Annotated in this window: 20 protein-coding genes; 12 read left to right on the top strand and 8 right to left on the bottom strand. The window is 67.3% G+C overall.

Annotated features, from left to right (window positions below):
- Window positions 1-14: 14 nt before the first annotated feature.
- Genes tssM through ACM0M4_RS18110 form a run of 3 tightly spaced genes read left to right on the top strand, consistent with a single transcriptional unit; the run spans window position 15 to window position 5,256 of the window.
- A complete protein-coding gene (gene tssM, locus ACM0M4_RS18120) occupies window positions 15-3,542 on the top strand; it encodes a type VI secretion system membrane subunit TssM (RefSeq protein ID WP_054375959.1) in 3,528 nt (1,175 codons plus the stop codon).
- Window positions 3,542-4,270 carry a PP2C family protein-serine/threonine phosphatase gene (locus tag ACM0M4_RS18115; RefSeq protein WP_003087627.1) on the top strand — a complete coding sequence of 243 codons (729 nt, stop codon included), beginning with the start codon at window positions 3,542-3,544 and terminating at the stop codon, window positions 4,268-4,270. The genes tssM and ACM0M4_RS18115 overlap by 1 nt, the downstream gene beginning before the upstream one ends.
- Window positions 4,267-5,256, top strand: a complete 990-nt coding sequence (locus ACM0M4_RS18110; RefSeq protein WP_003097784.1) for a serine/threonine-protein kinase — start codon at window positions 4,267-4,269, stop codon at window positions 5,254-5,256. The genes ACM0M4_RS18115 and ACM0M4_RS18110 overlap by 4 nt, the downstream gene beginning before the upstream one ends.
- Window positions 5,257-5,283: 27 nt before the next feature.
- Here ACM0M4_RS18110 and ACM0M4_RS18105 read toward each other — a convergent pair whose 3' ends face one another.
- Window positions 5,284-5,664, bottom strand: coding sequence for a VOC family protein (locus ACM0M4_RS18105; RefSeq protein ID WP_003114616.1), 381 nt, complete (start codon window positions 5,662-5,664; stop codon window positions 5,284-5,286).
- Between the two features lie 245 nt (window positions 5,665-5,909).
- Between ACM0M4_RS18105 and ACM0M4_RS18100 the strand changes: the two genes are divergently transcribed.
- Window positions 5,910-6,371, top strand: a complete 462-nt coding sequence (locus ACM0M4_RS18100; protein ID WP_003087637.1) for a bacteriohemerythrin — start codon at window positions 5,910-5,912, stop codon at window positions 6,369-6,371.
- A gap of 64 nt (window positions 6,372-6,435) precedes the next feature.
- Here the strand turns inward: ACM0M4_RS18100 and folE are convergent, their stop codons facing one another.
- The 4 genes from folE to ACM0M4_RS18080 all read right to left on the bottom strand — a co-directional run bounded on the left by folE (window position 6,436) and on the right by ACM0M4_RS18080 (window position 8,762).
- The gene (folE, locus tag ACM0M4_RS18095; protein WP_003087639.1) at window positions 6,436-6,981 is read right to left on the bottom strand and encodes a GTP cyclohydrolase I FolE; all 546 of its coding nucleotides are present in this window, start codon (window positions 6,979-6,981) and stop codon (window positions 6,436-6,438) included.
- Between the two features lie 77 nt (window positions 6,982-7,058).
- Window positions 7,059-7,616: a Smr/MutS family protein gene (locus tag ACM0M4_RS18090; protein WP_003087642.1), complete on the bottom strand. Its 558-nt coding sequence runs from the start codon at window positions 7,614-7,616 to the stop codon at window positions 7,059-7,061.
- A 56-nt stretch (window positions 7,617-7,672) separates the two neighbouring features.
- Entirely contained in the window at window positions 7,673-7,993 is a 321-nt protein-coding gene (locus tag ACM0M4_RS18085) for a hypothetical protein (protein ID WP_003087644.1), read from the bottom strand.
- A 172-nt stretch (window positions 7,994-8,165) separates the two neighbouring features.
- Window positions 8,166-8,762 (bottom strand): cysteine hydrolase family protein, encoded by a 597-nt coding sequence (locus ACM0M4_RS18080; RefSeq protein WP_003103179.1) that lies wholly within the window; start codon window positions 8,760-8,762, stop codon window positions 8,166-8,168.
- A gap of 170 nt (window positions 8,763-8,932) precedes the next feature.
- Here ACM0M4_RS18080 and prmB point away from each other — a divergent pair, with 170 nt between their 5' ends.
- Window positions 8,933-9,847: a 50S ribosomal protein L3 N(5)-glutamine methyltransferase gene (gene prmB, locus ACM0M4_RS18075; protein ID WP_031643022.1), complete on the top strand. Its 915-nt coding sequence runs from the start codon at window positions 8,933-8,935 to the stop codon at window positions 9,845-9,847.
- 24 nt (window positions 9,848-9,871) lie between these two features.
- On the opposite strand, the gene ACM0M4_RS18070 is transcribed toward prmB, so the two are convergent.
- On the bottom strand, window positions 9,872-10,651 hold the full coding sequence (locus ACM0M4_RS18070) for a hypothetical protein (protein WP_003087649.1): 780 nt from the start codon (window positions 10,649-10,651) through the stop codon (window positions 9,872-9,874).
- A 77-nt stretch (window positions 10,652-10,728) separates the two neighbouring features.
- Window positions 10,729-11,712: an alpha/beta hydrolase gene (locus tag ACM0M4_RS18065; RefSeq protein ID WP_004342835.1), complete on the bottom strand. Its 984-nt coding sequence runs from the start codon at window positions 11,710-11,712 to the stop codon at window positions 10,729-10,731.
- Between the two features lie 107 nt (window positions 11,713-11,819).
- Here ACM0M4_RS18065 and aroC point away from each other — a divergent pair, with 107 nt between their 5' ends.
- From aroC to ACM0M4_RS18035, 6 genes are all read left to right on the top strand, one after another.
- Window positions 11,820-12,911, top strand: a complete 1,092-nt coding sequence (aroC, locus tag ACM0M4_RS18060) for a chorismate synthase (protein ID WP_003087653.1) — start codon at window positions 11,820-11,822, stop codon at window positions 12,909-12,911.
- Between the two features lie 43 nt (window positions 12,912-12,954).
- Complete coding sequence (locus ACM0M4_RS18055) at window positions 12,955-14,106, top strand: MFS transporter (RefSeq protein ID WP_003087654.1); 1,152 nt, start codon at window positions 12,955-12,957, stop codon at window positions 14,104-14,106.
- Window positions 14,103-14,720, top strand: coding sequence for a methylthioribulose 1-phosphate dehydratase (locus tag ACM0M4_RS18050; RefSeq protein WP_003103182.1), 618 nt, complete (start codon window positions 14,103-14,105; stop codon window positions 14,718-14,720). Before ACM0M4_RS18055 ends, ACM0M4_RS18050 begins: the two co-directional genes overlap by 4 nt.
- On the top strand, window positions 14,717-15,262 hold the full coding sequence (locus ACM0M4_RS18045; RefSeq protein WP_003087656.1) for a 1,2-dihydroxy-3-keto-5-methylthiopentene dioxygenase: 546 nt from the start codon (window positions 14,717-14,719) through the stop codon (window positions 15,260-15,262). The genes ACM0M4_RS18050 and ACM0M4_RS18045 overlap by 4 nt, the downstream gene beginning before the upstream one ends.
- Window positions 15,263-15,333: 71 nt before the next feature.
- Window positions 15,334-16,011, top strand: a complete 678-nt coding sequence (mtnC, locus tag ACM0M4_RS18040; RefSeq protein ID WP_012614299.1) for an acireductone synthase — start codon at window positions 15,334-15,336, stop codon at window positions 16,009-16,011.
- 48 nt (window positions 16,012-16,059) lie between these two features.
- On the top strand, window positions 16,060-16,251 hold the full coding sequence (locus ACM0M4_RS18035) for a PLDc N-terminal domain-containing protein (RefSeq protein WP_003103184.1): 192 nt from the start codon (window positions 16,060-16,062) through the stop codon (window positions 16,249-16,251).
- 15 nt (window positions 16,252-16,266) lie between these two features.
- Here the strand turns inward: ACM0M4_RS18035 and ACM0M4_RS18030 are convergent, their stop codons facing one another.
- Window positions 16,267-17,160, bottom strand: a complete 894-nt coding sequence (locus tag ACM0M4_RS18030) for a DNA-3-methyladenine glycosylase family protein (RefSeq protein ID WP_003449989.1) — start codon at window positions 17,158-17,160, stop codon at window positions 16,267-16,269.
- A gap of 148 nt (window positions 17,161-17,308) precedes the next feature.
- Between ACM0M4_RS18030 and speE the strand changes: the two genes are divergently transcribed.
- Window positions 17,309-18,169 carry a polyamine aminopropyltransferase gene (gene speE / locus ACM0M4_RS18025; protein ID WP_003120347.1) on the top strand — a complete coding sequence of 287 codons (861 nt, stop codon included), beginning with the start codon at window positions 17,309-17,311 and terminating at the stop codon, window positions 18,167-18,169.
- Window positions 18,170-18,179: the final 10 nt, after the last annotated feature.

Genomic DNA, 18,179 nt, shown 5'->3' with positions numbered 1-18,179 from the left:
CACAGGGACGCGAAATGAAAAACTTCTTCAAGAAAGTCGGCGCCTTCCTGCGCAAGACGTGGGTCTGGACGCTGCTGCTGGTACTCCTGGCGGCATTGCTGGTGTGGTTCGTCGGGCCGCTGCTGGCGGTCGCCGACTACAAGTTCTGGGAAAGCCCGACCTCGCGGTTGCTGAGCATCAGCCTGATGTTCCTGGTCTGGGGGCTGGCGATGGTCTTCGTCAGCTGGCGCGCCGGAGTGCGGCGCAAGGCCGTCGAGGACAGCGACGAGGGCCAGGAGCGCCTGCGCCGCGACGGTCTGATCGAAGACGAACAGAAGGAATTGCGCAGCCGCTTCAAGGATGCCTTGCGCACCCTGAAGACCTCCAGCCTGTACCGCGGTCGCAGCGAGCGCTGGCGCAACGAGCTGCCCTGGTACCTGCTGATCGGCCCGCAGGGAAGCGGCAAGACCAGCCTGCTGGACTTTTCCGGACTGGAATTCCCGATCAACCGGATCGACCGCAAGCTGACCCGCGACACCGCCGGCACGCGCTACTGCGACTGGTACTTCGCCGACCACGGCGTCCTGATCGACACCGCCGGGCGCTACCTGACCCAAGCCGACGGCGAGGTCGACGGGGGCGCCTGGGCGACCCTGCTCGGCCTGTTGCGCAAGCGCCGCCGCGCACGGCCGCTGAATGGCGTGATGGTGTCGATTCCGGTAGAAACGTTGCTCAGTGACGACGAGATGGCGCTGGATACGCTGGCTCGCCAGGTGCGCGCGCGCCTGCAGGAAATCCAGCAGACCCTGCACCTCGATCTGCCGGTCTACCTGGTGCTGAGCAAGGCCGACCAGTTGCTCGGCTTCGACGAGTTCTTCGACCAGTTGAGCCGCGAGGAGAGCGACCAGGTTCTGGGCACCAGCTTCGGCAAGGAGCAGAACGGCACCAATGTGACGGTCCTGCGCCAGGCGTTCGAGGACCTTCTGCGACGCCTGAACAGCCAGGTGATCATGCGCATCCACCAGGAGCGCGATACCCTGCGTCGCGGTCGCATCCTCGACTTCCCGCACCAGCTTGGCCAGATCGGCGAGCGGTTGTGCCTGTTCGTCGAACTCGCCTTCACCGGCAACCGCTACCAGCGCGCCAGCCGCCTGCGCGGCTTCTACCTGACCAGCGCGCCGCACCTGGCCCAGCAGCTGGACGAGGACACCGCCGGCATCGGCGCCAACCTGGGGATCGCCAGCGGCCTGCTGCCGACCCTGCGCAACGGGCGCTCGCGCTTCATCCATCACCTGCTGAGCCAGGTGATCTTCCCCGAGGCCAACCTGGCAGGTCTCGATCGCCGCGAACGCACGCGCATCCACTGGGGCCAGCGAGCCCTGTACGTCGGTTCGCTGGCGCTCCTTCTGCTATTCGGCCTGCTCTGGGCTGGCGGTTTCTCGGCCAACCACGAGCGCCTGGAGCGGGTCCGCGAGCTGGCGCAGCAATGGGCCCAGCAGCGCCAGGCGCTTGGCGAGCGCGATGACGCCATGGCGGCGCTGAAGACGCTGGATAGCAGCTATGCGGCGACCACCGTGTTTCCGCCCAAAGGGGAAGTCTCGCTGCACGAGCGCGCCGGGCTGTACCAGGGCAACGAGGTCAACCCGCCGCTGGCCGCGGCCTATCGCCGCGAGCTGGAGACGCAACTGCTGCCGCGCGTGGCGCGGATGCTCGAAGCGCAGATCCGCGGCAACATGCAGAATCGCGAACGCCTGCTCAACAGCCTGCGGGCCTACCTGATGCTGAATCTGCGCGAGCGCCGCGAGAACGGATGGCTCAAGGACTGGGTGGCTACCGACTGGTCGCAGCGCTATGCCGGCAACGGCACCGTGCAGAATGGCCTGAACACGCATTTCGCCCGTCTGCTCGAGCAACCGTTCAGCTATCCGCTGAACGAGACCCTGGTGGCCCAGGCACGCCAGGTGCTGCGCAGCGAGTCCCTGGCCAACGTGGTCTACCGGGTGCTGCGCGAACAGGCGCGAAGCCTGCCCGAGTATCGCTTCGGCCAGCACCTGGGGCCGCAGGCCGGTCTGTTCGTCGGCACCGACTACGTGATTCCGGGGTTCTACACCCAGCAGGGCTACCAGCAGTACTTCGTGGTCCAGGGCGCCAGCCTGGTCAACGACATCCTTCGCGACAACTGGGTCCTGGGCGAGGGCAGCGGGATCAGCGACATGGACCTGCGGCGCCTGATGGTCGAACTCGAGCAGCTGTATTTCCGCGACTACGCGAACTTCTGGAGCGAGGCGGTCGGACGCCTGGGCCTGCTGCCGTTCAACGATGCCGGCGAGGGCGCCGACCAGGTTTCCGGGCTGCTCGCCGCCAACTCGCCGATCCTCCAGTTGTTGCTGGAGGTCCGTGAGAACACCCGTTTCCCGGTCCTGGCGGAGAGCGCCGAGGCCCTGGCAGAGGCCAGCGACAAGGCCGCGGAAAAGGGCGGCAAGCTGGGCAAGGCGGCCGCCGCGGCGGCCGGCAAGGCCAGGGACGCGTTGGCGAAGAACCTGCCGGATACCGCGAAGAAGTCCCTGCAACGCCGCTTCGAGCCCCTGCATCGCCTGCTCGACGATAACAACGGCCCGGCGGCCGACCTCACCCCGCTGTTGCAGGCGCTCAACGAGTTGCAGTTGCAACTCGCCGGACTGGCGCGCGCCAGCCAGCCGGAGCAGGCGGCTTTCGACATGGCGAAGAGCCGCATGGGCGGCCAGCGCGATGCCCTGAGCAACCTGCGCAACGCCTCCGCGCGACTGCCGCGACCGCTCGGCGGATGGTTCAGCGTGCTGGCCGAAGACGCCTGGCGGCTGGTCCTCGGCGATGCCTACCTGTACCTCAACCAGCGCTACCAGAGCGAGCTGTACGGTTTCTACAGCAAGGCGATCAACAAGCGCTACCCGTTCAACGCGCACAGCGCCAGCGATGTCGCGGTCAGCGATTTCCGCGAGTTCTTCAAGGCGCAGGGCGTCGCCGAACGCTTCTTCGAAACCTACATGCGGCCCTTCGTCAGCGGCGACCCGGGCAGTTACCGCCTGCGCAGCGTGGACGGTTACAGTCTGCCGATGTCCAAGGTCTATCTCGACCAGATGGGCACGGCCCAGGTGATCCGCCAGAGCTTCTTCGCCGAGAACCCGGCCGAGCCACAGGTGCGCTTCCGCCTGGAGCCCTATACCCTCGATCCTGGCGTCAGCCGCGCCGAGTTCCGTTTCGACGGTCAGTCCATGGAGTACCGCCACGGCCCGATCGTGCCGATGTCGTTCAAGTGGCCCAGCGACGCCGACGGCGGCCGCACCAGCCTGGTGCTGGAGAAGATGGCCGGACGACCGGTAGGAATCGAACGCAATACCGGGCCCTGGTCGCTGTTCAGGCTGTTCGACCTGATGCAGACCGAGTACCTCAGCGGGCGTGACGTGATGGTGCTCAAGGCCGACCTGGGCGGCCTGCGCGCCAACTACCTGCTGCTCGCCCAGCGCACGCCGAATCCGTTCGATCTCGCGGTCCTGCGCAGCTTCCGCATGCCGGTGCAGCTCTGATGCAACGCACCGAGCCCTGGCGCAGCGCGGCACGCACGGATCGCGGCAAGGTCCGCGCGCGCAACGAGGATGCCTTCCTGGACTGCCCGGATCGCGGGCTCTGGGCGGTCGCCGATGGCATGGGCGGGCACCAGGCCGGCGACCTGGCCAGCCGGATGATCGTCACCAGCCTGGCGGAACTGCCGGCCCGGGCGGGATTCGACGAGCGCCTGAACGCGATGCGCCAGTGCCTGCACTGGCTCAACCGGCGCCTGGGCGAGGAACTCACCCTCAGCGCCGAACGCGGCGACAGGATCATCGGCAGTACGGTGGTGGCGCTGGTCGTGGAGGGTTCGCGGGCGGCCTGCGTGTGGGTCGGCGACAGCCGCTGCTACCTGTGGCGCGGCCAGCGGCTGTACCAGCTGTCCCGCGACCACTCGCTGTTGCAGCGACTGGTCGACGAACGGCGGATGGATATCGAGCAGGCCCGCGCCTATCCCTCGGCGCGCGCGCTGACCCGTGCCGTCGGCGCTAGCGAACAACTGGTGCTGGACGTGTTGGAACTGGAGGTGCATCCCGGTGATGTCTTCCTGCTCTGCAGCGACGGGCTCTACGAAGAGCTGAGCGCCGATGCGCTGGGTCGCGCGTTGAGCCTGGCATCGCCGCAGGTGGCGGTGGAGCGGCTGTTCGACGGTGCCCTGAGCGGCGCCGCACGGGACAACCTGACGGCAGTGGTGATCCGCCAATGAACGAACCGCTGTCGTCGCTGGAGCTGCTGCCGGAGGAGGAGGGCGGCGCGAACCTGACCTATTTCGCCTTCGCCGCCCCGACCGCCTCGGCGCCGGACCTGCCGGCGGTGTTGCCCGGTCCGCTGCCGGACGTTCTTTCCGGGCGCTACCGTCTGGAGCGGATGCTCGGCGCCGGCGGCATGGGGACGGTCTACCGTGCCCGGGACCTGCTCCATGAGCAGTTCGGCGACCCGGCGCCGCTGGTAGCGCTGAAGCTGCTCAACGAGTCGGTCGCCGAGTCACCCGACGCCAGCGCCTTGCTCTATAGCGAGTTCGCCCTGACCCGGCGCTTGCGCCATCCGAACGTCGTGCGTCTGTTCACCTTCGACGTCGACACCGCATGCCAGCGCGCCTACATCGTCATGGAACTCATGCCTGGCCTGCCGCTCGACCGCCTGCTCTGCGAGCGTCCCGAAGGCCTGCCCTGGTCCGAGCTGAGCGCGATCGCCCGGCCGTTGCTGGATGTTCTGGCCTACGTCCACGAACAAGGAGTACTGCATGGCGACCTGAAGCCGAGCAACGTGATGCTCGGCGAAGAGGGCGTGCGGCTCTTCGACTTCGGCCTCGGCCAGGCGCAGGCAGGCATCCTGGATGGCCTGCCGCAGCTCAGCCGGGGCCGCATCGACGCCTGGACTCCGGGCTACGCCGCTCCCGAACTGCTCGAGGGCGCGCCATTGTCGCCGGCGGCCGACCTGTATGCGCTGGCCTGCGTCCTCTACGAACTGGCCGACGGTCGCCATCCGTTCCGCCGCCTGCCCTCGAACCAGGCCCGGGAGCAGGGGCTGGAGCGCCAGCTGCGCGCGCCCGGACACCTGCCTCGGCGCTGCTGGCCGGCGCTGCGTACCGCCCTGAGCCTCGACCCCGAACGGCGCTGCATCGGCGTCCGCGAATTGCAGGAAGCGCTGGGCGCGCGGCGTTCCTGGCTGGCCGGCGTTCTTGCCCGTTGAGCCGGCGGCGCTCGGTTTGCAGGACCTCTACGGCCGCTCTCCGCAAGCGCTCTGCAGGGCGATACGATTGCCTTCGCTGTCCCTGATCTCGGCGATGAACACGCCGTCGCCAAGCGGCGTCTTCGGGAAGAGGATTTCGCTGCCTTCGCCGAGGGCCCGGGCAATGACGGCATCCAGGTCCGCGACATTCAGGTAGATGATCGCCCCATGTAGCGTAGGCACGTAGACGTCGCCCTCGGCGAGTGCGCCGCTGGCACCGTCACGGCCTTCCTCGAAGGGGAAATGCGCCATTCTGCTTCCGTGCAGGGTGGCTACCTCGCCGAACGCCACTCCGAACACCGAGGCGTAGAAACGCATCGCCCTCTCCAGGTCGGACACCGGTATTTCCACGTGCGCGATCAGGTTCATTTCCTTCCTGTCCTGTCGGGACCACTGGTGACGCTGCTTTCCGGCGACGATGGCCGATGTTCAGCCGCGCGAAACCGAGCGGATCGAGCGGGCATGCCGCCGCGAGGGGGGCGAATGAATTCATGCGAAATTCATTAACATCTTGTCCCGCTTGATCGGCGTCAATACCCGTACTGCGTCACAAAAATACCCTGGCCCCAGGCCGTTCGGAAAGGCCGTTCGCTGTTCGCTTGGGGGAAGTCATCATGGCGCATCTGGTCTGGCAGGATGACCTGAATACCGGTATTCAGGTCATCGACAATCAACACAAACGCATCGTCGAGATGATCAATCACCTGCACGACGCCCAGCAAGGCAAGGAACACGCGGCGATCGCCGAGGTGATCGAGGAGCTGGTGGACTACACGCTGTCGCACTTCGCCTTCGAGGAAACCCTGATGGAGGACGCCGGCTACCAGTTTTCCCGGGCGCACAAGAAGATCCACGAGCTGTTCATCCGCCGGGTCTCCGAATACCGGGTGCGCTTCCAGGCCGGCGAGGATGTCGGCGACGAACTCAAGGGCTTGCTCTCGCGCTGGCTGTTCAACCACATCCGCAACGACGACGCCGGATATGTGGATGCGGTACGCCACAGCATGTCCGAACTGGTCAAGGACAAGAGCGAGGGCGGTTGGTTGTCGCGCTCGATGAAGCGCTTCTTCGGCTGATCGCCGGGGAGGGAAACGCAAAACCGGCCCAGTGGGGCCGGTTCTTTCGCCAGCGGACCTGGCCTCAGCGGATCAGGCTGAGGAATTCGCTGCGGGTGGCTGCGTTGTCGCGGAATTCGCCGAGCATCACCGAAGTGACCATGGACGAGTTCTGCTTTTCCACGCCGCGCATCATCATGCACATGTGCTGGGCCTGGATCACCACCGCGACGCCGAGGGCGCCGGTGACCTGCTGGACCGCCTCGGCGATCTGCCGGCTCATGTTCTCCTGGATCTGCAGGCGGCGGGCGTACATGTCGACGATCCGCGCGACCTTCGACAGGCCGAGCACCTTGCCGTTCGGGATATAGGCCACGTGGGCCTTGCCGATGAAGGGCAGCAGGTGGTGCTCGCAGAGCGAGTACAGCTCGATGTCCTTGACCAATACCATTTCGCTGTTGTCGGAGCTGAACAGGGCACCGTTGACGACTTCTTCCAGGCTCTGTTGGTAGCCGCGGCACAGGTACTTCATGGCCTTGGCGGCACGCTTGGGCGTGTCCAGCAGACCTTCGCGGTTAACGTCCTCGCCGAGCTGGGTGAGGATCGAGGAGTAGTGTTGTTCCAGGGACATGGGCGTTCCAGTCAGACGATTACCAGCGCGGAGGGTAGGACGTCGCCGGGCCGCTGGCAAGACTCGGCGCTTGCCGGCTACTCGTCGCGGCCTTCGAGCATGGTCCTGCGCAGCATCACGTAGACCGAGCCGGTGCCGCCGTGGCGTGGCAGGCAGGAGGTGAAACCGAGCACCTGCGGGTGCTGGCGCAACCAGGTATTGACGTGGCTTTTCACCAGCGGGCTGCGTCCGTCCTTGCGCGCGGCCTTGCCATGGGTCACGCGCACGCAGCGGATTTCCAGGCGGGTGGCCTCGGCAAGGAAGTCCCATAGCGTCTGCCGGGCCTTCTCCACGCTCATGCCGTGCAGGTCGAGGCTACCGTCGAAGGGCACCAGGCCCTGCTTGAGCTTGCGCAACTGGCTTTCCTGGACGCCGTCGCGGGCCCAGGACAGCTCGTCCTCGGGGCCGACGTCGATGACGAACTGGTCGGACAGGCCATCGACGCGGATTTCGTCGTTGCGCACGCTGGCATTGAGCTGGCGCTGCTTGAGTTGCTGGCGGTCGTTGCGAGGTTTGCCGGTATCGGCTCGATCGACCGAGATGCGCTTGACGCCGCGCATCTCGCTCTTGAACAGGGAAAAGTCGTCGTCTTGCATGGGAGCCTCCGCGAAGCGGCGCAGTTTACCGGATCGGCCGGACGCCGGCAGCCCGCTCAGTCGCGCTTTTTCATCAGGTTCGGCGACAGGCTCAGGTCGCTGTTGCGGCGGCTGCGGCGGCGGCTGAAACGCCAGAAGAACACGCCGAGGCAGAGCGACAGCAGGCCAAGGGCCAGCAAGACGCCGCCAGCGGCGGGTTCGATATGCAGCATGCCGACAGCCGGCTGGCGGCCGATCAAGGCCGAGGTGCCGGCCAGCGACAGCAGCACGCCCAGGCTCGCCACCAGGGCCGCGAACGCCGCCGCCAGGCGCCAGCGCCAGACTCTCGGCCGGCGCGGGCGCAGCCGGCGCGCATCGAAACTATCGGACAACTTCATCCCGACTTCCTCGTGTGTCATCGGGGCTAGGACCGGAACCTTCCGGCCGGGTTCCCGGATTCCCGGGAGCCGTGGGCAAACCGTGCGCCACTCGTCTTCTCGCCGCAAGCCATGGCCCTGCAGGCAGACTAGTCCTCCGCAGGGCGGGACGGGAGGGCGGCTGGATGGGCGGTCAGAGCAGTTCCCGGGCCTGGGCGACGATCGCCGCGAAGTTGTCGCCGAGGGCGGCGATCTCGGCGCGTTGCAGATCCGCGGCGCTCAGGACCCCGCCGTTCAGGGTGGGTATGTCGCGGGTGGCGCAGGCGCTATCGGCGAGGGTGCAGCGGTAGCCGTAGTCCTTGGCCGCGCGCACGGTGGTGCTGACGCTGGAATGGGTCATGAAGCCGCAGACGATCAGGTCGAGACGGCCGTGGTTCTGCAGCAGGTCGTGCAGCTCGGTGCCGGAGAAGGCATTGGGCAGGCGTTTCTCCACGACCTTTTCCCCGGCTTCCGGTTGCAGTTCCGGGAGGAACTGGCCGCGCGGCCCTTGCGGATCGAACAGGCCGCCCTGGATACCCAGGTGGCGTACATGCACGATGGGCGTACCGCTGGCGCGGGCCGCCTGCACCAGCACGCCGATCTCCGCGGCGGCGGCGTCGAGGCCTGGCAGGCGCAGGGCGCCGCTGCGGTACTCTTCCTGGGCATCGATGATCAGCAAGGTGCTCTGCCGAAGGGGGGCTGGCGGGTAGCCGCGTCCGCTGATCTGCAAAAGGGTGAGCGGATGAGGCATGTCACTACTCCTGAGAAGGCACATGCCTTTCATTCTGGCCCCTATCGGCGAGCCTGTGAACCTTTGCCGCATGCGCACTAAAGTGGTATGGACTTCCCGCGCTGGAGGCCAGCTCCGGCGCGATCGGCTAGAATGTCGCCCTTTTGTGCGTTGCGAGGAGCAATTCCGTCATGTCCGAGTCCCGTCTGCTCACCCTGCGCGACTACATCCGCTGGGCTGTCAGCCGTTTCCACGCCGCCGGCCTGTTCTTCGGTCACGGCACCGACAATGCCTGGGACGAGGCGCGCCACCTGGTTCTGGGTTCCCTGCACCTTCCCTGGGAAATTTCTGACAGCTACCTGGATTGCCGCCTGGAAGACGATGAACGCGCCGAGTTGGCGGAGATCCTCCGGCGGCGCATCGAGGAACGGATTCCGGCGGCCTACCTGCTGGGCGAAGCCTGGTTCTGCGGGATTCCCTTCAGCGTCGACGAACGCGTGCTGGTGCCGCGCTCGCCTATCGCCGAACTTATCGAACAGCGCTTCGCGCCCTGGCTGCCGGCCGAGCCGGCGCGAATCCTCGACCTCTGCACCGGTTCCGGCTGCATCGGCATCGCCTGCGCCTATGCGTTCGAGCAGGCGGAGGTGGTGCTCGCCGACCTGTCCTTCGATGCGCTGGAGGTGGCCAACGTCAATATCGAGCGCCACGACCTCGGCGAGCGGGTCTACACCGTCCAGGGCGACGGTTTCGCCGGGCTTCCCGGCCAGCGCTTCGACCTGATCGTGTCCAATCCGCCCTACGTGGATGCCGAGGATTTCGCCGACATGCCGGCGGAGTTCCATCATGAGCCTGAACTCGGCCTGGCCTGCGGCGACGACGGCCTGGACCTGGTGCGACGGATGCTCGCCGAGGCGGCCGACCACCTCAGCGAGAAAGGCCTGCTGATCGTCGAGGTGGGCAACAGCGAGGTCCATGTGCAGGTGCTGTATCCGGAAGTGGACTTCACCTGGCTGGAGTTCGAGCACGGCGGCCACGGGGTGTTCATGCTGTCCGCCGCGCAGTGCCGCGAGCACCGGGAACTGTTCCGTTCGCGCTTGGAAAAGTGATCGGAGGCGGCTGGTGCCGCCGGTTCAGTGAGTGGCGATCCAGATCAGCAGGCCGGCCTGGAACACCGCGAAGGCGGTCAGGCAGGCGATGGTGAAGCGCAGGCTGGTGTCGTCGCGGCGGTAGTGGTTGATGCGCTGTTCCAGTTGGCGGATCTCAGCATCCTGGGCCTGCAGGGTCTGCTCGGCCTGTTCCAGCATCGCCGCGGCGTCCAGCAGCGGCACGATCTGCACCTTGTCCTTGTGCCAATCGCTGTGCAGCTCACTGACCCGGCCGGCGCTGTAGCGGGCCTTGAGCAACCGCTGGTCCTCATAGCTGACGTCGAAGCCCTGGGCGCGGATGAAATGGTCGCGGCGCAGGCGTGCGTCTTCGGTCAGGCCATCCTTCAGCGCTAGTGCGCCGCCTTCCACCTTGTAGTGGGCCCAGCGTCGTTGCGCCCAGGCGATCGCCTGGGCCAGCAGGAAACGGCCCAGCCCGCGGTTCAAGGGTTCCAGGCTGAGCCCGGCGTCCGAACCGAAACGCACTTCCTTGTTGCGATGATCGGCCCAGACCTCCAGCAGGTTCTGCTCCTTGCGCAGCATCAGGCCTGGCACCTGGATGCTCAGGCGCAGCAGGCTCTGGTCCGCGCTGTGCCGTTCGACCCTGCCGAGCTGGACGAAGCGCAGGGGGCGGGCGCCGGTCGCGCGGTCGGTGGGCAGTGGCGCCAGGCGGAGCAGGCGGAAATGCTCCGGCGCCAGTTCGGCCCAGGGGTGCGGCGGTTTCTTCTCGGCTTCTTCTGCGGCCGGTTGGGTATCGCTATCGATCATCGGACATCCTCTGGCCGGCCGCCTTCACGGGCCGGCTTTCAGAACTTGTCGGCGCGGGAAGCGATTTCTGTAGCGGCTCAGCGGCCTTTTTCCGCCTCTGCGCCGCGCAGGATGAAGCGGCTGACCGCCTCGACCAGTTGCCGGGCCAGCGGCAGGTTCGGGTCGTTGTAGGCGGAAAGCTGCTGGAGACCGGTGCTCGGGGCGATCCGCAGGATGTGGTTCATGCCGTCGATGAGCACCAGTTGCGAGTCGGGCTTGGCTCGCTGGAGCGCCTCGGCGTCGGCGACGCCGACCTGGATGTCATTGCGGCCCTGGACGATCAGGGTCGGGATGCGCAGGCTGCCGAACGCGCGGGCCGGGTCTTCGCGGAACAGCGAGATCAGGTACGGCTGCACGCTGGGGCGGAGCAGGTTGGCGAGCGCCGGCGGGATATCGCCGCGGGTCTCCCCGGCCTTCAGCGAAGCCAGCACCGAGTCGGCCTGGCGCAGTTGCGCCGGCGGCAGGCGACCGCGCAGTTGCTCGCGCAACACCCGGTCGATGGGTTGGCCGCTGCCGGCGATGGCGATCAATTCCTCGGCCGGCGTGCGAGGCGCCGCCAGGCTGGCGATCAGCGCGCCTTCGCTATGGCCGACCAGGATCAGCCGGGAGAAGCGCGGGTCGCGGGCCAGCCGCTCGCTCCAGGCGACCACGTCGTCGACATAGACGCCGACGCTGAGGTCTTCCTCGCGCGGCGCCGCCGCCAGGCTGCGGGCGACTCCCCGCTTGTCGTAGCGCACGCTGGCGATTCCGCGTTCGGCCAGGGCCTCGGCGAGACGCAGTAGGTAGCGGTTGTTGCCGCCGAAGGGGTTGTTGCCGTCGCGGTCGGTGGGACCGGAGCCGGCGACCAGCAGGACCACCGGCGGCGGCACGGCGCTGCGCGGCAGCAGCAAGGAGCCGCGCAGCACGCCGTGCCCGGTGTCCAGGTCGTAGGGGCGGTGCAGGATGCTGTTGGGAGCGGCGTGGGCCAGGCTGGCGAGCAGGCAGAACAGGGCGAGGAGGGCGCGCGGCATGGAGGTCTTCATGGGCCGATGATAGCGCTTTGATCGCGTCCTCCGGGGAAGGTTCGCAGGCCCGTCCTTGACGGGTATACTCCGATGTCTTTCCCTCTCGTTCTCACGCGGAGCCTCGCATGTCCGGCAACACCTACGGCAAGCTCTTCACCGTCACCACCGCAGGCGAAAGCCACGGCCCGGCGCTGGTCGCCATCGTCGATGGGTGCCCCCCGGGGCTGGAACTGTCCGCCCGGGACCTGCAACGCGACCTCGACCGGCGCAAGCCCGGCACCAGCCGGCACACCACCCAGCGCCAGGAAGCCGACGAGGTGGAGATTCTTTCCGGGGTGTTCGAGGGCAAGACCACCGGCACGCCGATCGGCCTGCTGATCCGCAACACCGACCAGAAGTCCAAGGACTACTCGGCGATCAAGGACCTGTTCCGCCCGGCCCATGCCGACTACACCTACCACCACAAGTACGGCGTGCGCGACTACCGCGGCGGCGGCCGTTCCTCGGCGCGCGAGACCGCCATGCGCGTGGCCGCCGGGGCTATCGCCAAGAAATACCTGGCGGGCCTGGGCATCCAGGTGCGCGGCTACATGAGCCAGCTCGGGCCGATCGAGATTCCGTTCAGGAGCTGGGACAGCGTCGAGCAGAATGCCTTCTTCAGCCCCGACCCGGACAAGGTGCCGGAGCTGGAGGCCTACATGGACCAATTGCGCCGCGACCAGGATTCGGTCGGGGCGAAGATCACCGTGGTTGCCGAAGGCGTGCCGCCGGGCCTGGGCGAGCCGATCTTCGACCGCCTGGACGCCGAACTGGCGCATGCGCTGATGAGCATCAACGCGGTGAAGGGCGTGGAGATCGGCGCCGGCTTCGCCAGCATCGCCCAGCGCGGCACCGAGCACCGCGACGAACTGACCCCGCAAGGCTTCCTGTCGAACAATGCCGGCGGCATCCTCGGCGGGATCTCCTCCGGCCAGCCGATCGTCGCCCACCTGGCGCTGAAGCCGACCTCCAGCATCACCACTCCCGGGCGCTCGATCGATACCGCCGGCGAGCCGGTGGACATGATCACCAAGGGCCGTCACGACCCGTGCGTCGGCATCCGCGCCACGCCGATCGCCGAGGCGATGATGGCCATCGTCCTGCTCGACCAGTTGCTGCGCCAGCGTGGGCAGAACGCCGACGTGCGCGTCGACACCCCGGTCCTGCCGCAGCTGTGAGGGCTGTGGCAGGCAGCGATGCGGGACGGGTGAACGGCGGATCGTGACCAGCGCGGTTCCCTACTGGCGCCTGTCCAGCTTCTATTTCTTCTATTTCAGCCTGCTCGGCGCCACGGCGCCGTTCCTCGCCCTGTATTTCCATCACCTGGGCTTCCCCAGCCCGCGCATCGGCGAGCTGGTGGCGATTCCCATGCTGATGCGTTGCGTCGCGCCCAACCTGTGGGGCTGGCTGGGCGACCGCAGCGGCCAGCGCCTGGCTATCGTGCGCTTCGGCGCGGTATGCACGGCGCTGGGCTTCTCGCTGATCTTCGTCAGCCACAGCTACGCCTGGCTGGCCTTGGTGATGGCGTTGCACGCGTTCTTCTGGCACGCCGTGCTGCCGCAGTTCGAGGTCATCACCCTGGCCCACCTGCGCGAGCGCAGCGCCAGCTACAGCCGGATTCGCCTGTGGGGCTCGATCGGTTTCATCTGCACCGTGGTCGGTCTCGGCGCGCTGTTCGAGCGCCTGAGCCTGGATGTCTACCCGGCGACGCTGCTGGGTATCATGCTCGGCATCGTGCTGTGCAGCTGGTGGGTGCCCAATGCCCAGCCGGCCCATCGCGAACCGCGCGAAGGCGAGGGCGGCTTCCTCGCCCAGTTGCGCCAGCCGGGCGTGCTGGCGTTCTACCTGTGCGTGTGCCTGATGCAGCTGTCCCATGGGCCGTACTACACCTTCCTGACCCTGCACCTGGAATCGCTGGGCTACAGCCGGGCGCTGATCGGTCTGCTCTGGGCGCTGGGGGTGGTCGCCGAGGTCATGTTGTTCCTCGCCATGCCACGCCTGCTGCAACGCTTCAGCCTGCGCCAGGTGCTGGCCGCGAGCTTCCTGCTGGCGTCGTTGCGCTGGCTGCTTCTCGGCAACCTGGCCGACAGCCTGGCGCTGCTGGTCTTTGCCCAGACGCTGCATGCCGCCACCTTCGGCAGTTTTCATGCGGCTGCCATCCATTTCGTGCAGCGTAGCTTCGGCCCGCGCCAGCAGGGCCAGGGCCAGGCCCTGTATGCTGCGCTGGCCGGTACCGGCGGAGCCCTGGGCGCGCTGTATTCCGGCTATAGCTGGAACAGCCTGGGCCCTGCCTGGACCTTCGCCATCGCCAGCCTGGCAGCCTTGCTGGCAGCCGCTATCATCAGTACCCGTTTGCAAGAGGTGCGGGCATGAACGACAACCGTGAACAGCTGACCCAGCAGATCATCGACGCCGGCCGGTTCCTCTACGGCCGCGGCTGGTCGCCGGCAACCAGCAGCAACTACTCCGCGCGCCTGGACGAACAGCGCGCGCTGCTCACCGTCTCGGGCAAGCACAAGGGCCAGTTGGGCTTCGACGACGTGCTGGCCACCGACCTGGCCGGCAACAGCCTGGAACCGGGCAAGAAACCCTCGGCGGAGACCCTCCTGCACACCCAGCTGTATGCCTGGAACCCGGCGATCGGCGCGGTGCTGCATACCCACTCGGTGAATGCCACCGTGCTTTCCCGCCTGGTCCGCGGCGACCGCCTGGTGCTGCAGGACTACGAACTGCAGAAGGCCTTCGCCGGGGTCACCACCCACGAAGGCCAGGTCGAGGTGCCGATCTTCGACAACGACCAGGACATCGCCCGCCTGGCCAGCCGCGTGCAGCCCTGGCTGGAGGCGCATCCGCACTGCCCGGGGTATTTGATCCGCGGCCACGGGCTGTACACTTGGGGCGCGCGCATGAGCGATGCCCTGCGTCAGGTGGAAGCTTTCGAGTTTCTGTTCGAGTGTGAACTGAAAGTACTGAGTCTGAGCCGATGAGCAGCCTTACCGTCTATCACGAGAACCAGCCGGAGCAGCCGCTGAAGCTGCTGACCCATGCCGAGGACATCGCTTCGACCCTGGCCGAGGTCGGCGTCCGTTTCGAACGCTGGGAAGCCGCCGCGCCGATCGCCGCCGGCGCCAGCCAGGACGAGGTGATCGCCGCCTACGCCCACGAGATCGAGCGGCTCAAGCGCGAGCGCGGCTACATCACCGTGGACGTGGTCAGCCTGAACAGCGACCACCCGCAGAAGGCCGAATTGCGCGCCAAGTTCCTCGACGAGCACCGCCATGGCGAAGACGAGGTGCGCTTCTTCGTCGCCGGGCGCGGCCTGTTCGTCCTGCATATCGAGGAGCATGTCTACGCCGTGCTCTGCGAGCGCAACGACCTGATCTCTGTGCCGGCCGGCACCCGCCACTGGTTCGACATGGGCGAGCACCCGCATTTCGTCGCCGTGCGCCTGTTCAACAACCCGGAGGGCTGGGTCGCCCAGTTCACCGGCGACGACATCGCCAGCCGCTTCCCCCTGCTGGAAGACTGAGCGAGGCACCGTCCCATCCGTCACCATCCGCGCCCCCGGTCCTGCCGGGGGCGGTTTCATCCGGAGTCCGCATGACCATCAAAGCCATCCTCACCGACATCGAAGGCACCACCAGCGCGGTCAGCTTCGTTTTCGACGTGCTGTTTCCCTATGCCGCCCGGCACCTGCCGGACTTCGTCCGCGAACACGCCGGAGAGACCGAGGTAGCCGCACAGTTGGCGGCGGTGCGTGCCGAGAGCGGTGAGGCGGACGCCGATGTCGAGCGGGTGATCGCGATCCTCCTGCAATGGATCGCCGAGGACCGCAAGGTGACGCCGCTGAAGGCCCTGCAAGGCATGGTCTGGGCCCAGGGCTACCGCGACGGTCAGTTGAAGGGCCACGTCTACCCGGACGCGGTGCAGGCGCTGCGCGAGTGGAAGGCCCGTGGGCTGGACCTGTACGTCTATTCCTCCGGCTCGATCCAGGCGCAGAAGCTGATCTTCGGCTGTTCCGAGGCCGGCGACCTGGGCTCGCTGTTTTCCGGCTACTTCGACACTACCAGCGGGCCGAAGCGGGAAAGCGCCTCCTATGCGCGGATCGCCGGGGCCATCGGCCTGCCGGCCGCGGAAATCCTTTTCCTTTCCGACGTGGTGCAGGAACTGGATGCCGCGCGCGACGCGGGCATGCGCACGCTCGGCCTGGCCCGCGAAGGCGGCAGCCTGGACGGCCATCCGACGGTGGCCAGCTTCGCCGACATCCTCGTGGAGTGAACGCGCCGGCTATCCTGAGGGAACACTCTTGCTCGGGAGCATCGCGCCATGGGTTCCACCCTCAGCGGGCTGATCAGCCTGGTCATCCTGGCCCTGGATATCTGGGCCATCGTCAACATCCTGAAAAGCGCTGCGGAAACCGGGATGAAGATCATCTGGGTCCTGGTGATCATCGTCCTGCCGGTGCTCGGCCTGATCATCTGGGCCATCGCCGGCCCGCGCGGCAACGTCAGGCTGTAGCCTCCCGCCGCGGCGTTAGCCGCCTGCGGCGTAGTGGTTCCACAGGTGGATCGCGGCGTAGGCGCGCCAAGGCCGCCAGGCCTCGGCGCGGGCCTTCAGGCTGCGCGCATCGATGCCTTGCGGCCCCCAGACCGTGGATTTCAGCAGGCCGAGGTCGGCGGCGGGGAAGGCGTCGGCTTCGCCCATGGCACGCAGGGCTATGTATTCGGCGGTCCAGGGGCCGATGCCGGGCAACGCGCAGAGGCGCTCCACCAGGGCCTCGGGGCCGTCCGCCAGGTCCAGGCTCAGCTCTCCCGAGGCGATCGCCGCGGCGAAGCGTTGCAGCGTCTGTACCCGCTTGCCGGGCATGCCGATGCCGTCGAGGTTGGCTTGCGCCAGCGCGGCGGGCGTCGGGAACAGGTGGCTGATGCCGTCGTAGCCGAGATCTTCCAGCGGCTCGCCGAGGCGCTGGATCAGGCGCCCGGTGATGGTCACCGCGGCCTTCACCGTGACCTGCTGGCCGACGATGGCGCGCACCGCCTGTTCGAAGGGATCGAAGGCCACCGGCAGGCGCAGTCCCGGATTGGCGGCCACCAGCGGGCCGAGCAGGGGATCCCCGGCGAAATGCCGGGCGATGGCGGCCGGGTCGCTGTCCAGGTCGAACATCCGGCGGACCCGTGCCTCGAGTTCGGCGGCCAGGGCATGGGCGGACGGGCTGAGGCTCAGCGCCAGGACCTGGCGTTCCGCCAGCGGTCGCACCTCGAACCAGGCCGGGCGACCGTTGGCCCGGAAGCTGCGGGCATAGTGGTCGTCACCCAGGCTTTCGACACCGGCGAGCAGGCGCAGGGCGAAATGCTGGTGGAACTGGCGCCATTCCCAGGGTGACTGGTAGGGCAGGTGCAGGACGAGGGGAGAGGTAGGCTGGCTCATGGGCAGACGATACCTGTCCGGCGCAGCCGGCGCCATCCGCCGGCGGGGTTCGACCTGTCATTGCCGCCAGCGTAGAATGCGCGCCTTTCTTCGCGGCGCGGGCAAGTCCCGCTGCCAGATTGCAGCCTTACCAGGGAGATCCCGGCCCATGAGCGATTATCAGGAAACTCTGTACCAGGGCTACGGCCAGCGCTTCAGCATCGACAACATGCTGCATGAGGTGCGCACCGAGCACCAGCACCTGGTGATTTTCGAAAACGCCCGGATGGGCCGGGTGATGGCGCTCGATGGAGTGATCCAGACCACCGAGGCCGACGAGTTCATCTACCACGAGATGCTCACCCACGTGCCGATCCTCGCCCACGGCGCGGCCCGGCGCGTGCTGATCATCGGCGGCGGCGACGGTGGCATGCTGCGCGAGGTGGCCAAGCACAAGAGCGTCGAGCGGATCACCATGGTCGAGATCGACGGCACCGTGGTCGACATGTGCAAGGCGTTCCTGCCCAACCACTCCCAGGGCGCCTTCGACGACCCGCGGCTGAACCTGGTGATCGACGACGGCATGCGCTTCGTGGCTACCACGGAAGAACGCTTCGACGTGATCATCTCCGACTCCACCGACCCGATCGGCCCTGGCGAGGTGCTGTTCTCCGAGAACTTCTACCAGGCCTGCCGGCGCTGCCTGAACGAGGGTGGCATCCTGGTCACCCAGAACGGCACGCCGTTCATGCAACTGGAGGAAGTGCGCACCACCGCCGCACGTACCGACGGGCTGTTCGCCGACTGGCATTTCTACCAGGCGGCGGTGCCGACCTATATCGGCGGCGCCATGACCTTCGCCTGGGGTTCGACCCGCGAAGGCCTGCGTCGCCTTCCGCTGGAAACGCTGCGCCAGCGCTTCCGCGACAGCGGCATCGCCACCCGCTACTACAACGCCGATATCCACCTGGGCGCGTTTGCTCTGCCGCAGTACGTGCTGCAGGCCATCGGCAAGCAGGACAACGACTGACGCTTCACCA

This window comes from Pseudomonas sp. 18-147 (assembly GCF_051048045.1).
Classification (GTDB): domain Bacteria; phylum Pseudomonadota; class Gammaproteobacteria; order Pseudomonadales; family Pseudomonadaceae; genus Pseudomonas; species Pseudomonas aeruginosa.
Note: the sequence above shows the minus strand (reverse complement) of the source record. Positions and strands in the feature narration are given on the sequence as shown.

What these genes read in the sequence shown, in the direction of transcription:
- tssM (WP_054375959.1), top strand. Translation starts at nt 15, where the DNA reads ATGAAAAACTTCTTCAAGAAAGTCGGCGCCTTCCTGCGCAAGACGTGG.
- ACM0M4_RS18110 (WP_003097784.1), top strand. Translation starts at nt 4,267, where the DNA reads ATGAACGAACCGCTGTCGTCGCTGGAGCTGCTGCCGGAGGAGGAGGGC.
- ACM0M4_RS18045 (WP_003087656.1), top strand. Translation starts at nt 14,717, where the DNA reads ATGAGCAGCCTTACCGTCTATCACGAGAACCAGCCGGAGCAGCCGCTG.
- ACM0M4_RS18035 (WP_003103184.1), top strand. Translation starts at nt 16,060, where the DNA reads ATGGGTTCCACCCTCAGCGGGCTGATCAGCCTGGTCATCCTGGCCCTG.
- speE (WP_003120347.1), top strand. Translation starts at nt 17,309, where the DNA reads ATGAGCGATTATCAGGAAACTCTGTACCAGGGCTACGGCCAGCGCTTC.
- ACM0M4_RS18100 (WP_003087637.1), top strand. Translation starts at nt 5,910, where the DNA reads ATGGCGCATCTGGTCTGGCAGGATGACCTGAATACCGGTATTCAGGTC.
- ACM0M4_RS18105 (WP_003114616.1), bottom strand. Translation starts at nt 5,664, where the DNA reads ATGAACCTGATCGCGCACGTGGAAATACCGGTGTCCGACCTGGAGAGG.
- prmB (WP_031643022.1), top strand. Translation starts at nt 8,933, where the DNA reads ATGTCCGAGTCCCGTCTGCTCACCCTGCGCGACTACATCCGCTGGGCT.
- ACM0M4_RS18030 (WP_003449989.1), bottom strand. Translation starts at nt 17,160, where the DNA reads ATGAGCCAGCCTACCTCTCCCCTCGTCCTGCACCTGCCCTACCAGTCA.
- ACM0M4_RS18050 (WP_003103182.1), top strand. Translation starts at nt 14,103, where the DNA reads ATGAACGACAACCGTGAACAGCTGACCCAGCAGATCATCGACGCCGGC.
- ACM0M4_RS18090 (WP_003087642.1), bottom strand. Translation starts at nt 7,616, where the DNA reads ATGCAAGACGACGACTTTTCCCTGTTCAAGAGCGAGATGCGCGGCGTC.
- folE (WP_003087639.1), bottom strand. Translation starts at nt 6,981, where the DNA reads ATGTCCCTGGAACAACACTACTCCTCGATCCTCACCCAGCTCGGCGAG.
- ACM0M4_RS18070 (WP_003087649.1), bottom strand. Translation starts at nt 10,651, where the DNA reads ATGATCGATAGCGATACCCAACCGGCCGCAGAAGAAGCCGAGAAGAAA.
- ACM0M4_RS18085 (WP_003087644.1), bottom strand. Translation starts at nt 7,993, where the DNA reads ATGAAGTTGTCCGATAGTTTCGATGCGCGCCGGCTGCGCCCGCGCCGG.
- ACM0M4_RS18065 (WP_004342835.1), bottom strand. Translation starts at nt 11,712, where the DNA reads ATGAAGACCTCCATGCCGCGCGCCCTCCTCGCCCTGTTCTGCCTGCTC.
- ACM0M4_RS18080 (WP_003103179.1), bottom strand. Translation starts at nt 8,762, where the DNA reads ATGCCTCATCCGCTCACCCTTTTGCAGATCAGCGGACGCGGCTACCCG.
- mtnC (WP_012614299.1), top strand. Translation starts at nt 15,334, where the DNA reads ATGACCATCAAAGCCATCCTCACCGACATCGAAGGCACCACCAGCGCG.
- aroC (WP_003087653.1), top strand. Translation starts at nt 11,820, where the DNA reads ATGTCCGGCAACACCTACGGCAAGCTCTTCACCGTCACCACCGCAGGC.
- ACM0M4_RS18115 (WP_003087627.1), top strand. Translation starts at nt 3,542, where the DNA reads ATGCAACGCACCGAGCCCTGGCGCAGCGCGGCACGCACGGATCGCGGC.